This is a genomic window from Gardnerella sp. DNF00257, from assembly GCF_049262745.1.
GTDB classification, from domain to species: domain Bacteria; phylum Actinomycetota; class Actinomycetes; order Actinomycetales; family Bifidobacteriaceae; genus Bifidobacterium; species Bifidobacterium piotii.
In genome coordinates, this window is the sequence record NZ_CP058403.1 from 121,395 (window position 1) to 135,972 (window position 14,578).

The 14,578-nt window shown below is 45.7% G+C and carries 7 protein-coding genes and 3 rRNA genes; 9 read left to right on the forward strand and 1 reads right to left on the reverse strand.

The genetic code is table 11. The annotated features are described in order from the left end of the window. Positions 1-148: 148 nt before the first annotated feature. Both HXT23_RS00425 and HXT23_RS00430 read left to right on the forward strand, forming a co-directional pair. Positions 149-2,659 (forward strand): KUP/HAK/KT family potassium transporter, encoded by a 2,511-nt coding sequence (locus HXT23_RS00425; protein ID WP_422112889.1) that lies wholly within the window; start codon positions 149-151, stop codon positions 2,657-2,659. Between the two features lie 139 nt (positions 2,660-2,798). Then, positions 2,799-3,668 carry an HD domain-containing protein gene (locus tag HXT23_RS00430; RefSeq protein WP_422112890.1) on the forward strand — a complete coding sequence of 290 codons (870 nt, stop codon included), beginning with the start codon at positions 2,799-2,801 and terminating at the stop codon, positions 3,666-3,668. A 43-nt stretch (positions 3,669-3,711) separates the two neighbouring features. Here HXT23_RS00430 and HXT23_RS00435 read toward each other — a convergent pair whose 3' ends face one another. Then, positions 3,712-4,452 (reverse strand): FadR/GntR family transcriptional regulator, encoded by a 741-nt coding sequence (locus HXT23_RS00435; protein ID WP_004132206.1) that lies wholly within the window; start codon positions 4,450-4,452, stop codon positions 3,712-3,714. A 161-nt stretch (positions 4,453-4,613) separates the two neighbouring features. Between HXT23_RS00435 and HXT23_RS00440 the strand changes: the two genes are divergently transcribed. The 7 genes from HXT23_RS00440 (at position 4,614) to HXT23_RS00470 (ending at position 14,509) form a co-directional block, all read left to right on the forward strand. After that, the gene (locus HXT23_RS00440; protein WP_004132207.1) at positions 4,614-5,141 is read left to right on the forward strand and encodes a gluconokinase; all 528 of its coding nucleotides are present in this window, start codon (positions 4,614-4,616) and stop codon (positions 5,139-5,141) included. A gap of 181 nt (positions 5,142-5,322) precedes the next feature. Further along, complete coding sequence (locus tag HXT23_RS00445; RefSeq protein WP_004132249.1) at positions 5,323-6,663, forward strand: GntP family permease; 1,341 nt, start codon at positions 5,323-5,325, stop codon at positions 6,661-6,663. 215 nt (positions 6,664-6,878) lie between these two features. Further along, on the forward strand, positions 6,879-7,754 hold the full coding sequence (gene gnd, locus HXT23_RS00450) for a phosphogluconate dehydrogenase (NAD(+)-dependent, decarboxylating) (protein ID WP_422112891.1): 876 nt from the start codon (positions 6,879-6,881) through the stop codon (positions 7,752-7,754). 580 nt (positions 7,755-8,334) lie between these two features. Then, a 16S ribosomal RNA gene (locus HXT23_RS00455) occupies positions 8,335-9,861 on the forward strand. Positions 9,862-10,231: 370 nt separating this feature from the next. After that, positions 10,232-13,289 (forward strand): 23S ribosomal RNA (locus HXT23_RS00460). 165 nt (positions 13,290-13,454) lie between these two features. Further along, positions 13,455-13,571: ribosomal RNA gene (gene rrf, locus HXT23_RS00465) — 5S ribosomal RNA — on the forward strand. The 16S, 23S and 5S rRNA genes sit together here, the layout of an rRNA operon. 383 nt (positions 13,572-13,954) lie before the next feature. Beyond that, positions 13,955-14,509: a cysteine hydrolase family protein gene (locus HXT23_RS00470; RefSeq protein WP_128813911.1), complete on the forward strand. Its 555-nt coding sequence runs from the start codon at positions 13,955-13,957 to the stop codon at positions 14,507-14,509. Positions 14,510-14,578 lie beyond the last annotated feature (69 nt).

Genomic DNA, 14,578 nt, shown 5'->3' on the forward strand with positions numbered 1-14,578 from the left:
TGCGGCAATTTTGCGCTATATATCTGTTGTTGTATACAATATTTAGGTACAAATAAATAAAACTGTAAGTGGTAAGACCGTATGCGACTTCTTATTATGGCAGATTATTGCCAAGAAGAGGTTTTACTTTTTGGAGGAAAAATCAAGCATGACTAAGTCACGCGTTTCAGCGTTATCTGGTGATAATGCTAAAGATCTTCGTAACGTGGCGAAGGAGTCTGAGAAGGCCGCTAATAAGGGCGTAACAAACCCTAAAGAGGCGATTCTAAAGGCCGCTTCTTTTACAAAAGCGCCAAAGGTTTCTCAGAAAACCACCACTCGCGAAGAGCGAGAGGCGTTGGCGTATCAGCAAGCGAAAGAGGTTAAAGAGGCCGAAAAGCTTGCGGATAGTGCTGTTAGAGGCCCGCTTGGAAGATTGTGGGCAAAGATACAAACCAGCTCCGATAAATTCACTTTAGGAATGTCAATTGTGGCATTGGGCGTTGTTTATGGAGATATTGGAACATCTCCTTTATACACTGCTCAAACATTCTTGGCAGGTCAAGGCGGATTGCAAAACATTAATCGCGAAGCAGTTTACGGAATGCTTTCCCTTGTGTTTTGGTCAATTACGCTAATCACAACAGTAAAATACGTGTTTGTTGCAATGCGAACAGACAACAAGGGCGAAGGCGGAATTTTTGCACTCTACTCGCTTATTAGGCGAAAAGGCGCATGGCTTGCAATTCCAGCAATGATTGGTGGTGCGGCGTTCCTTGCGGATTCTGTTCTAACTCCAGCAGTTTCAATATCTTCCGCAGTAGAAGGCTTGCGCACAATATCTGCATTTAGGCCTATCTTCTTAGAAAACGACAATCTTTCTTTAATGATCACGGTAATTATTATTGTGATTCTGTTTTCTGTTCAACAGCGCGGAACCGAAAGAATTGGAAAAGTTTTCGGCATAGTCGTTATGATTTGGTTCGGATTCCTAGCGCTTGTTGGAATCATGAATATTGGAGAAAATCTGGCGATTTTTGAGGCTTTGAACCCGATTTATGGCCTAAAGTTCTTGTTTAGTTCGCACAATATGCAAGGAATGGCCTTAATGGGCATTATCTTCCTTTCTACAACTGGTGCAGAAGCGCTGTATTCCGATATGGGTCACGTTGGTCGCGGAAACGTTTATGTTACGTGGCCGTTTATTAAAGTGGCGCTTATTCTAAACTACTTCGGTCAAGGCAGCTGGATGCTTCAGCATCAAAACAATAAAGCATTGTGGTCTATAGAAGGCTTAAACCCGTTCTTCCAGATGCTAAGCCCGAATTTACGTTACGTTGCCGTTGTGCTTTCTGTAACAGCTGGCATTATTGCATCCCAGGCTTTGATTACTGGTGCTTATACTATGGTTTCGGAAGCTACCAGCCTTAACTGGATGCCTCATCTTCAGGTGCGATACCCTGCGCGAACTCGCGGTCAGCTTTATATTCCTGTTGTTAATTTTGTGCTCTGTCTTGCAACTCTTACAGTTTTGGCTGTGTTTAAGGATTCTGAGCATATATCTGGAGCGTACGGTCTTGCGCTTACGCTTACCATGATTGCAACAACAATACTTCTTACGGTTCACATGTGGTATCAAAAGAAGAAGGTTGGCGCTCTGGTATTTGCCACAGTATTCCTGATTATTGAGATTTTGTTCTTTATAGCTTCTATGGCAAAGTTTATGCACGGCGGCTGGTTTACCATGCTTCTTGGTGCATCGATTTTGATTATTATGCTCACGTGGAAAGATGGCACTAAGATTGAGCGCTCGCAGCGTTTGCACATGAAGCCTAAGGACTTTTTGCCTGTTCTAGATAAGTTGCACAGTGATTTTAGAATCCCTTATTTTGCAGACAATATTGTGTATTTGACTTCCGATAAGGAGATGAAGCGCCTAGATACTGGTATTTTCTTCTCGATTTTTGCGGATCATCCTAAGCGCGCTCGTGCGTGGTGGGCTGTTTCTGTAGAAACTGATGACGCTCCGTTTACTCGCGAATATTGCGTGGAGAATTTTGGCACGGATTATTTATTCCGCGTTAAAATCAAGCTTGGATTTAAGGTTTCTCCTTCGATTCCTGCATATTTGCATCAAATTATGCACGATTTGTCGCATACGGGCGAGCTGCCACAACAGCAGTCTGTGTACCCTAAGGTAGATGCGGATCCAGATATTGGCCCAATCCGTTACGTGCTTTTGCATAAGGCGTTAATGCCTGAGTCGAATATTTCTTTGCGCGGCGCATTGTCTCTAAAAATGAAGTATGCGATTCGTCATATTGCTGGAACGCCAGTTAAGTGGTTTGGTTTAGCTCCGTACAATCCGATTGTAGAAGTTCAGCCGTTGTTTGTTTCTACTCGTAGACCTCCGCGATTAAAGCGAGAAGAGGTTGCTTCATCTAGAGCTGTTCAGTCTTTGCAAGGCAATGATGTTGCAGCGCAAGCTTCGGTTGATGCTGAGCAAACTGCGATTATGAACGCTAGAGATATTGCTGCAGCGAATGTTTCTGGAGAAGTCAAGTCTGAAAATAAGTCTGAGAAGTCTGGAAGCAAGTCCGAAAATAAAGAGGCTAAAATATCTAACACTGGCAAAATCGCTAGAATAGATACTGGTCAGATTAAAGCAGTTAAAAAATAACTAAAATCCATATTATTGCTTTACTGCTTTATTGCTAATCGGCCGTTTGCGTTGGCTTGCACATGTGCTTATGTTTGCTTGTGCGCTTGCTTTCAATAACGGCCGTTTTGTGATTTAGGGTTTAAGGAGCGCGATTATTATGCTTGCAGATTTGCCTGATTTTAATAGGATTGAAAAGTTGCATCGCGCTACTGCGCCAAGTGAAGCTGCGTACAATTTGATTCATTGCCATTGTGTTGTTATTGCTACGATTTCTTGGATGCTTGCTAGACACCAAAATCAGCTGTTGGCTTTTAAGCAGCTTAATTTGAATAATGATTTTGAGAATTTTGAGAATTTTGCAGATTTTGCTGATTTTGCGGATAAGTCGCAAGCAGATGTTGAGCAAATTATGCTTCGTCAAATGTCTAAAATCAATGAAGATCTAAAAAACAGGTGTGATTTAGCAAAGTCGTGTCTTGGAAAGTTGATTGACGTAAATCCGCTAGAGCTTCCTAAAGTTAGTGGCGGAATCGCGCCGAAAGATTATGTAGACGAGTATGCGGCGTTTGCTGGCGGATTGTTGCACGATATTGGAACGTATTTTGTTTTAGCTAAAGACGGTTCAAAAGCAGCGAATGGCAAGTTGGAGTTTGACGGGCCGAATTATATTTTGCACGGTTTGCGCGGCTACAACTATTTGATTGATAACGGCTTTAGTGAAGATATTGCGCAATTTGCGCGTAACCATACGGGCGTTGGACTAACTAGCGAGCAAGTTGTTGCGCAAAATTTGCCGCTTCCATCTGGCGATTATGTTCCGCGTACGGTTGAGCAAGAAATTGTGATGGTTGCAGATAAATACAACAGTAAGTCGATTCCGCCGCGATTTTTAACTGTAGATACGTATAGGCGTAAGGCTGTGCGCTTTGGTGAAGAGAATGCAAAGCGATGGATGTGCTTGGTTAATAAGTATGGAAGAGTGAGCGTTTGCAAGCTTGCAGATTTCTTTGGGCTTAAAGTTGATTAGGCAAAGTTGATTAGGTAAGATTGATTAAGCTTTGCTTTTATGGCTATAAAGCCGCTAATCCAAGTGCAGTGTTTACTTCGGCTACAATATCGTGCATAGCAGCGCTTGCTGCAGCTGCGTCACCTTCCATAATTGCCTGTGTTACCTTTTTATGGTTTAATATCGCTTCTTTGTTTGGTTTTTGTGGATAAAGATTAAGTTCAACTCTGCCTCGTAATACGCTTTCGACTATTGAACTAAGTTTTGCAAAAATCGGGTTACCGCTATTTGCAAGCAAAAGAGTATGGAACTGGATATCTAATTCATGAAAATCTGCCAGTCTATTTTCTTCTACCGCTTTTACCATATCGTGACCAATTACGCCCAATTTATAGCGTATTTCTACATCTCCGCGTAATGCACATCCAGCTGCTGCGGCAGGTTCTACAACAAGACGAAGTTCTGTTAATGCTCGTAGTTCATTTTCTCTGTATGGTGAATGTAGTTTCCATGTGATTACTCGTGTATTTAAATCGTCCCAATTTTCTGGATTGCAAGCTATTACGCCTGTTCCGCGTTGAAATTGTACGCAACCCAAAGATGCTAATAGTCTTGTTGCTTCTCGAGCTACTGTTCTAGATATTCCATATTGTTTTTGAATATCTTCTAGTTTTCGATTAGTTTTTGGCTCCCATTTGTTATTTACTATTTCATCTGCGAGAGAATCTGATATAGATAGATGTAAAGGAGCGTTTTCGGTCACTAAGTCACTAGAAATTTGACTTTGTGTGGTATTAGACACCATATTTGCCTCGCAGTTTTATGTATATTTATGGTTTCATCCTAGCAAATAGAAAATGAAAATATAGTTATGCTCAAAAAATAACACATTAAAGACTCTTAATTCTTTGACAAAGAGTCTTTGTGTGGTATTCTTATAGTGTTGTCAATAACAAAGGAGCTATTATGGCGATTCACATTGTAGTGATGGGCGTTGCTGGTTGCGGCAAGTCTACTGTTTCTGAGGCAATTCGTGATCAACTTGGTTACACTCTGGCAGAAGGTGATGATTTTCATCCAAAAGCTAATATAGATAAAATGTCCGCAGGAATTGCGCTAACAGATGAAGATCGTTGGCCTTGGTTGGATCTTATTAACAAATGGATGGTTGCGCGTGAAAGTCTTGGAGAAAACACAGTTGTTTCAAGCTCTGCATTAAAACGGTCATATCGCGAAGTTCTTTCTAAAAATCTAAACGTGTACTTCTTGCATTTAAACGGAAGCCATGAGTTAATAGCGCAGAGGCTAAAAGATCGTAAAGGACACTTTATGCCACCATCTTTATTGCCAAGTCAGTTCGCAATTTTGGAGCCTCTAGGTAAAGAAGAAAACGGAACCGTTATATCGATTGAAGGTTCTGTTGAAGATATGGTTCATAGAGCTATCAAAGCAGTGAAAACATATGAACAATCGCAGCTGCAAAAACAATTGTAAATGTAAAAATAGTCGCAATTGTAAAGCATAACAATTGTAAAGCAGCACAAAAATATACATTCAAAAATTACTAACGCAAATAACAAAGTTGTTAGCGCATTGATCGTAAACAAAAGATCACAAGGAATTATAAACAAAGCATCACAATAATTAAAACAATTCACAAAATCATGGAGGATTTATGAGTGGGTTAATTCTTGCGGCAATATTAGGTATAGCGCTTATTGTCGTACTTATTGCAGTGGTAAAAGTACATCCTTTCCTATCGTTAATGATTGGTTCGATTGCAACTGCAATCATTGCAGGAGTTCCATATGATAAAAGTCTTACAAGCTTTACTAATGGAGTTGGTTCCACAGCATCAGGAGTTGGATTACTCATTGCTTTAGGCGGAATTATTGGAATTCTTCTTACACGTTCAGGTGGAGCAGACGTGATTTGTGACACCATACTGAAGAAAGCTCCAGAACATAAGCTTCCATGGGCCATGGCTCTGAGCGCATTTATTGTTGGAATTCCACTGTTCTTTGAAGTTGGTGTAGTGATACTTATACCAATTATTCTTCTTGTTGCGCGTCGTACAAAAATGCCAGTAATTGCTCTCGGCATACCAGCGCTCGCAGGCTTATCGGCTTTGCATGCTTTTGTACCGCCACATCCTGGACCACTTGTTGCTATTGATGCTTTGCATGCAAACATTGGATTGACTTTGGCTTTTGGTTTGATTATCGCCATACCAACTGTAGCAATCGCAGGACCTCTAATGGTTCATTGGATGGTAAAAATGGTTCCTATTCAAGCTAAGCAAGAAGAAGACAATAAGAAGGAAGATAAGCCACAAAATCGTCCTACATTCGCGGAAGCGTCTAGCGTAATTTTACTTCCAGTAATTCTTATGCTTGCAGCCAGTGTTGTTGATATTACGGGGCAATCAAAATCTACATTTGGTAGTGTAATCGCATGGATTGGAACACCACTTGAAGCTCTTACAATCACTACTATTTTTGCGATGATATTATTTGCTATTCGCGCAAAATGGAGTAGAGATACATTGAATTCTCTGGTAGGTCTTTCGTTCTCCTCAATTGCAAGTATCTTGTTGATAGTTGCTGCTGGGGGTGGATTCAAGCAAACCCTTGTAGATTCTGGAATTGGTAAAGTTATTGCTACGGGCATTGTTCAGGCAAATCTTAATCCTCTTCTTGCTGGATGGATTGTCGCTGTACTAATTAGATTGGCAACTGGATCTGCAACCGTTGCAACCGTAACGGCATCTGGAATTGTTGCACCTTTGGCTGCAAATCTAAATCAAGTACAATTAGCGTTACTCGTACTAGCTATTGGTGCTGGATCAATCTTCTTATCTCATGTAAATGATGCTGGATTCTGGTTGGTTAAAGAATATTTCGGTATGAGCGTAGGACAAACATTTAAAACATGGTCATTAATGGAAACGGTATTGTCTGTTGTTGGGCTTGCAATTATTATGCTAGTTTCTGCTGTTGTTCCTGTGTTCATATGAAATTAAAAAGATTATCTGAATAAGTTTTGTGTAGGAACAGACGGTTTGTACAAATATTTTTTGCAGATATTTGTAGCAGATATCTTTGAAAATTCTTTATAAGAACCATTAGATACAAAAGATACAGACGTCAGAATTATTTTATAAAAATTTTATAAGACAGTTTTGCAAAAGTTATTAAAAGTTATCAAAAAATTTGAAAGAAGGAATTTATTATGCAATTAGGTGTTATCGGTTTAGGACGCATGGGTGGAAACATGGTTAAGCGCTTGCGCGAAGGAGGTCATGAAGTTGTTGGATACGATGTTAGTGCCGAATCAAATCGAGATGTTGACTCTTTAGAAAAATTGGTACAAAGACTTTCTAGTCCGCGTATTGTATGGGTTATGGTTCCAGCTGGTTCTCCTACAGACACAACTATCGAAAAATTAAGCAATCTTCTCGAAGATAATGACCTAGTAATTGATGGAGGCAATACTAGGTATGTTGATGATCAGCGTCATTCTGCTGAATTAAAAGCAAAAGGAATCCATTTTATGGATGTTGGAGTTTCAGGAGGAGTTTGGGGCTCGACTCGTGGATACGCATTGATGGCTGGCGGCTCCAATGAAGATTATCAGAGAATGCTACCAATTTTCGAGACTTTGAAGCCTGAAGGCCCTGACGGACTCGTTCACGCTGGTGCTGTTGGCGGTGGTCATTTTGCCAAGATGGTTCACAATGGAATTGAATATGGCATGATGCAGGCTTTTGGTGAAGGCTTTGCAACAATGATGCGTTCAGAATTAATAGATGATCCAGCTAAGGTTATGTCTTCATGGCGCCAAGGTTCTGTTGTTCAGTCTTGGCTTCTTGACTTATTCGCGCGCGCTGCAAAAGACGATCCAACATTAGAATCTATGCCTCCTGTTGCTAATGAGTCTGGTGAAGCAAAGTGGATGGTTGAAGCTGCACTTGAACTTGGTGTTCCAACCCCAGTTACCGCATGCTCATTGTGGGCTCGCCAAGTATCTCGCGGAGGTGGAGATGACACTTTGCGAGTAGTTTCATCGTTGCGTGCGCAGTTTGGTGGCCATGTGACTAAAAAATAGTCAAAGTAAGTAGAAAATATCTAAGGTAAAAATAGGTAAAATAGGTAAAAAATAGATAAAGATTGTATAGATGGGCAGTTATGTGTTAATTGCCCATCTATTTTTGTTTGCGACACTCCCGTGTTTTGGTTTTTGGGGGTGTTTTTCTTGTTTTTTTGGATTATTTTTGTTGTGTTTTTGTTGGTGTTTGGTTTCTTGCGACTTTTTATCGTGTTTTAGCCGTGTTTTCAACACGCCGATGTTTTGGCTTTGTTTCAATGGTTTTGGCTTGTCGGCTTGTGTGTGATTTGCTTTTGGGCTTGCTTTGGTGTAAGTTTATCTCTTGCTGCTCAGCGCGGCTGGTTCTCCTCGGTTGAGGTTGATGAGCCGGCTGGTGTGGTGGTGGTTTGAGAACTCAAGAGCGTGTCTGTACTACTTATTAGTTAATTATTGCCAGTTCATTGTCAGCCTCACAGATTGTGGGGTGCCTGAGAGATGGTTAAATGATGGTGAGGTTTTTTGTTGGGATGTTCTTTCCTTAAAGAATGTCTCGTCTTTTTCTTTTATATTGGAGCCTTATGTTGGCTCTTCATTGAAGTTTTTCGTGGAGGGTTCGATTCTGGCTCAGGATGAACGCTGGCGGCGTGCTTAACACATGCAAGTCGAACGGGATCCGACCAGCTTGCTGGTTGGTGAGAGTGGCGAACGGGTGAGTAATGCGTGACCAACCTGCCCCATGCTCCAGAATAGCTCTTGGAAACGGGTGGTAATGCTGGATGCTCCAACTTGACGCATGTCTTGTTGGGAAAGTGTTTAGTGGCATGGGATGGGGTCGCGTCCTATCAGCTTGTAGGCGGGGTAATGGCCCACCTAGGCTTCGACGGGTAGCCGGCCTGAGAGGGCGGACGGCCACATTGGGACTGAGATACGGCCCAGACTCCTACGGGAGGCAGCAGTGGGGAATATTGCGCAATGGGGGAAACCCTGACGCAGCGACGCCGCGTGCGGGATGAAGGCCTTCGGGTTGTAAACCGCTTTTGATTGGGAGCAAGCTTTCGGGTGAGTGTACCTTTCGAATAAGCGCCGGCTAACTACGTGCCAGCAGCCGCGGTAATACGTAGGGCGCAAGCGTTATCCGGAATTATTGGGCGTAAAGAGCTTGTAGGCGGTTCGTCGCGTCTGGTGTGAAAGCCCATCGCTTAACGGTGGGTTTGCGCCGGGTACGGGCGGGCTAGAGTGCAGTAGGGGAGACTGGAATTCCCGGTGTAACGGTGGAATGTGTAGATATCGGGAAGAACACCAATGGCGAAGGCAGGTCTCTGGGCTGTTACTGACGCTGAGAAGCGAAAGCGTGGGGAGCGAACAGGATTAGATACCCTGGTAGTCCACGCCGTAAACGGTGGACGCTGGATGTGGGGCCCATTCCACGGGTTCTGTGTCGGAGCTAACGCGTTAAGCGTCCCGCCTGGGGAGTACGGCCGCAAGGCTAAAACTCAAAGAAATTGACGGGGGCCCGCACAAGCGGCGGAGCATGCGGATTAATTCGATGCAACGCGAAGAACCTTACCTGGGCTTGACATGTGCCTGTCGACTGCAGAGATGTGGTTTCCCTTCGGGGCAGGTTCACAGGTGGTGCATGGTCGTCGTCAGCTCGTGTCGTGAGATGTTGGGTTAAGTCCCGCAACGAGCGCAACCCTCGCCCTGTGTTGCCAGCGGGTTATGCCGGGAACTCACGGGGGACCGCCGGGGTTAACTCGGAGGAAGGTGGGGATGACGTCAGATCATCATGCCCCTTACGTCCAGGGCTTCACGCATGCTACAATGGCCGGTACAACGGGATGCGACATGGTGACATGGAGCGGATCCCTTAAAACCGGTCTCAGTTCGGATCGTAGTCTGCAACTCGACTACGTGAAGGCGGAGTCGCTAGTAATCGCGAATCAGCAACGTCGCGGTGAATGCGTTCCCGGGCCTTGTACACACCGCCCGTCAAGTCATGAAAGTGGGCAGCACCCGAAGCCGGTGGCCTAACCCTTTTGGGATGGAGCCGTCTAAGGTGAGGCTCGTGATTGGGACTAAGTCGTAACAAGGTAGCCGTACCGGAAGGTGCGGCTGGATCACCTCCTTTCTACGGAGTTTTTGTGCACGCTCAGTTGAGTGTGGTTACTGGTGTGGAAAACAATAGTTAACGTTTTGTGAGTGTGTTGGGCATGCTTTTGGGTTCCCGGATTGCCACCCCCCTTGTTTTGGGGTTGCGGTCCTAGCCCTTGGATTACAGGTTGAGGCTTTATTGTTTTTGGCTTGTGTTCTTGGTGTTTGGTGGTTTGAGAACTGGATAGTGGACGCGAGTAAGAATAGTGAGACTATTTTTGGTTTTGCTTGTTTTTACTTTTATCAATTTCAACCGGCTCCATTTTGGTGGAGTCGCTTGATCGTTTTGTGATCGTTTAGTGTGATGATTTATTGTCTAGAGAGTTAAGCGATAGGCTTTTTACTGGTGTATCACTGGTAAGGGCGTATGGTGGATGCCTTGGTAGACAGGACCGATGAAGGACGTGACGGGCTGCGATATGCCTCGGGGAGCTGCCGAGTGGGCTTTGATCCGAGGATTTCCGAATGGGGAGACCCGGCCACTGTTATGGGTGGTCACCACAGTTTTTGTGGGGGGTACGCAGGGAAGTGAAACATCTCAGTACCTGCAGGAAAGGATACTCCGTGAGTAGTGGCGAGCGAAAGCGGATCAGGCTAAACCGAGTACGTGTGATAACCGTCAGGTGTTGCGTATTCGGGGTCGTGGGATTGACTGTTCAGCCTCTGACGGGGTTGAGGAGAGTGATAAAACATCGTGTTATGTGAATGGGATTGAATTCCCAGCCGTAGAGGGTGATGGCCCCGTAGCAGGTCGTGCGATGTCTCTTTATGTTTATTCCCAAGTAGCGCGGGCCTCGTGGAATCCCGCGTGAATCTGCCCAGACCGTTGGGTAAGCCTAAGTATTCCTGTCTGACCGATAGTGTACTAGTACCGTGAGGGAAAGGTGAAAAGCACCCCGGGAGGGGAGTGAAATAGTTCCTGAAACCGTGCGCTTACAATCCGTCGGAGCCTTCTTGTGGGGTGACGGCGTGCCTATCGAAAAATGAGTCTGCGAGTCAGTGGTATGTGGCGAGGCTAACCCGGGTGGGGGAGCCGTAGCGAAAGCGAGTTTTAAAAGGCGTTTTAGTCGCATGTCCTGGACCCGAAGCGGGATGATCTAGCCCTGAGCAGGTTGAAGCGCGGGTAAGACCGTGTGGAGGACCGAACCCACCTAGGTTGAAAACTGGGGGGATGACTTGGGGTTAGGGGTGAAAGGCCAATCAAATTCCGTGATAGCTGGTTCTCTCCGAAATGCATTTAGGTGCAGCGTCATGTTATTGCTTACAGGGGGTAGAGCTACTGGATGCTTGCGGGCCCATACCGGGTACTAATAGCAGCCAAACTCCGAATACCTGTTAGGTTTATCATGGCAGTGAGTCGGCGGGGGATAAGCTCCGTCGTCAAAAGGGAAACAGCCCTGATCGTCGTCTAAGGTCCCGAAGCGCGTGCTAAGTGGGAAAGGATGTGGAGTCGCATAGACAGCCAGGAGGTTGGCTCAGAAGCAGCCATCCTTGAAAGAGTGCGTAACAGCTCACTGGTCTAGTGGTTCCGCGCCGACAATGTAGCGGGGCTTAAGCACGCCACCGAAGACGCGACTGCGTGATTTTTTCACGCGGGGTAGGAGAGCGTCCTGTATGGGGTGAAGCGGCAGTGTGAACTTGTCGTGGACTATACGGGAGTGAGAATGCAGACATGAGTAGCGAGAGACAGGTGTGAATCCTGTCCGCTGAATGACTAAGGGTTCCGGGGCCACGTTCGTCGTCCCCGGGTGAGTCGAGTCCTAAGGCGAGGCCGACAGGCGTAGTCGAATGGATGAACGGGTTGATATTCCCGTACCGGTGTTACACCGTTCGAACTGAATCTGAGAGTACTAACCTTCGTTATTCTGGTTGATTGCCTTTCGGGGTTTTCTTCTGGTTTAGTGTTGGGAGCGTATCGGTAGTAGGTTAGCGTGGGAGTGACGCGGGTAGGTAGCCGGCTGCGGAGGTGGTTTTCCGTGGCTAAGCGTGTGGGCTGTCTCCTAGGTAAATCCGGGGGATGTTAAGCTGAGGCGTGATGGGTAGGCCGTATGGCTGATTCCGGTGATCCTGCTTGCCGAGAAAAGCTTCAACGTGAGGTGTGATTCCGCTCGTACCCTAAACCGACACTGGTGGTCTGGTAGAGTATACCGAAGCGATCGGGCGAATCCTGGCCAAGGAACTCGGCAAATTACTCCCGTGCCTTCGGCATAAGGGAGACCCCTGATGGTGATGTTTTTTACAAGCGGAGCTGTTGGGGGTGGCACAAGCTAGGGGGTAGCGACTGTTTACCAAAAACACAGGAGCGTGCGAAGGCGTAAGCCGCTGTATACGCTCTGACGCCTGCCCGGTGCCGGAAGGTTAAGAGGATCCGTTAGCTTTGGCGAAGCGGTGAATTTAAGCCCCGGTAAACGGCGGTGGTAACTATAACCATCCTAAGGTAGCGAAATTCCTTGTCGGGTAAGTTCCGACCTGCACGAATGGCGTAACGACTTCCCCACTGTCTCGGCCAGGAGCCCGGCGAAATTGCAGTACGAGTAAAGATGCTCGTTAAGCGCAGAAGGACGAAAAGACCCCGGGACCTTTACTATACCTTGGTATTGTCGTTAGGTGTGGATCGTGTAGCATAGGCGGGAGGCTGTGAAGCGTGGGCGCTAGCTTGCGTGGAGTCAACAAGTGAAATACCGCTCTTTCCATATCTGGCGTCTAACCTCGACACGTTATCCGTGTTAGGGACAGTGCCTGGCGGGTAGTTTAACTGGGGCGGTTGCCTCCTAAAGAGTAACGGAGGCGCTCAATGGTCCGCTCAGCCCGGTTGGCAATCGGGTGTTGAGTGTAATCGCACAAGCGGGCTTGACTGTGAGACTGACGGGTCGAGCAGGGACGAAAGTCGGAGATAGTGATCCGGTGCCGGCGTACGGACGTGGCATCGCTCAACGGATAAAAGGTACCCCGGGGATAACAGGCTGATCATTCCCAAGAGTCCATATCGACGGGATGGTTTGGCACCTCGATGTCGGCTCGTCGCATCCTGGGGCTGGAGCAGGTCCCAAGGGTTCGGCTGTTCGCCGATTAAAGCGGCACGCGAGCTGGGTTCAGAACGTCGTGAGACAGTTTGGTCTCTATCCTCTGCGCTCGTTGGAATGTTGAGGAGACCTGCCCATAGTACGAGAGGACCTGGGTGGACGAACCTCTGGTATGCCGGTCGTCACGCCAGTGGCGCTGCCGGTTAGCTACGTTTGGAAGGGATAACCGCTGAAAGCATCTAAGCGGGAAGCCTGCTCCAAGATTAGCATTCCTTGCACTTTGTGTGTGAGCCCCCATGTAGAACACGTGGTTGATAGGCTGGATGTGGAAGCCCTGTAAGGGGTGGAGCTGACCAGTACTAATGGGCGATTGTGATACTACTTGTATTGCTTATCGTTTAATTCTCTTAATAGTATGGAGTGTTAAACGGTCATTTTATGGTTAAGTTGTTGATTTTGATGATTGTTCTTCTTGTTGCTCGCGTTCATGTCCGGTTCCCAAACCGCCAGCTTGCCACTCGCTTATAGTGAGTGTATAATCTAGTTTTGCGGTGGTCATGGCTCAGGTGAGACGCCCGGTCCCATTCCGAACCCGGAAGCTAAGGCCTGATACGGTGAGGGTACTGCACTCGATAGGGTGTGGGAGACTAACACGCTGCCGCATTATTCTTCTAGCGGGGAACTTGATTGTTCCCCGCTTTTTTATTATTTAATATGTTGTTTTCCCCGAGAATGTACGTAAAATGAGTGGAATCTGGTACAAAAAGCGGAAAAGATTGACGGGGTTTGTAGTTCTAATCAGCGTGTTGCGTCGTTAGCGCGCGACGAGCTGACTGAGCGCTTTGCTTCAGATTCGTTAGATTTGTCTCATCAATGATGCAAATGTAACGAAAATCAGCTAAAAAACGTTACAAACGTCTCATGCGTGATGCAAATATAACAAATTTGTAGTGCGATTGCGCTGAAACATGTTAGTGTAAAGAATCTTGTTAGCGTAAAGAGTAGTGTGTAAGTGTAGCTTTAACACAATTAAAAACGGAAGTATGTATGAAAAAGGCTCTTATTAACATTGATTATACGAATGATTTCGTTGCAAGTGACGGCTCTCTTACAGTAGGAGAGCCTGCACAAAAGCTCGAGAAGCGAATTACAGAGATATCGCAGCAGTTCCTAGATGATGGCGAATTCGTTGTTTTCGCAATCGATACGCATCATCTAAACGATCCGTATCATCCTGAAACTAAGCTTTTCCCACCTCACAATATTGCTGGAACTCATGGCCAGAAGTTATATGGCACGCTTGGCGATTTTTACGAAGCAAATAAAGATAAAAGCAACGTTTATTACATTCATAAGACGCGCTACTCTTCGTTTAATGGCACGGATTTGCTGATTAAGCTTCGCGAACGTCATATTGAGGAGCTGCATTTGGTGGGAGTTTGCACGGATATTTGTGTGCTTCACACTGCTGTTGACGCGTATAATCTTGGATTCAAAATCGTAGTTCACAAAGATGCAGTCGCAAGCTTTGATCCACAAGGTCATGAGTGGGCTTTGCGCCACTTTAAGACTTGCCTTAATGCAGATATTGTGGAAGGCTAAGATTTTAGCTAAAAATATAAATAATTATTAAATAATCAATTATTAAATAATCGACGCTGGTTGCTTTGA

What these genes read in the sequence shown, in the direction of transcription:
- HXT23_RS00425 (WP_422112889.1), top strand. Translation starts at nt 149, where the DNA reads ATGACTAAGTCACGCGTTTCAGCGTTATCTGGTGATAATGCTAAAGAT.
- HXT23_RS00430 (WP_422112890.1), top strand. Translation starts at nt 2,799, where the DNA reads ATGCTTGCAGATTTGCCTGATTTTAATAGGATTGAAAAGTTGCATCGC.
- HXT23_RS00435 (WP_004132206.1), bottom strand. Translation starts at nt 4,452, where the DNA reads ATGGTGTCTAATACCACACAAAGTCAAATTTCTAGTGACTTAGTGACC.
- HXT23_RS00440 (WP_004132207.1), top strand. Translation starts at nt 4,614, where the DNA reads ATGGCGATTCACATTGTAGTGATGGGCGTTGCTGGTTGCGGCAAGTCT.
- HXT23_RS00445 (WP_004132249.1), top strand. Translation starts at nt 5,323, where the DNA reads ATGAGTGGGTTAATTCTTGCGGCAATATTAGGTATAGCGCTTATTGTC.
- gnd (WP_422112891.1), top strand. Translation starts at nt 6,879, where the DNA reads ATGCAATTAGGTGTTATCGGTTTAGGACGCATGGGTGGAAACATGGTT.
- HXT23_RS00470 (WP_128813911.1), top strand. Translation starts at nt 13,955, where the DNA reads ATGAAAAAGGCTCTTATTAACATTGATTATACGAATGATTTCGTTGCA.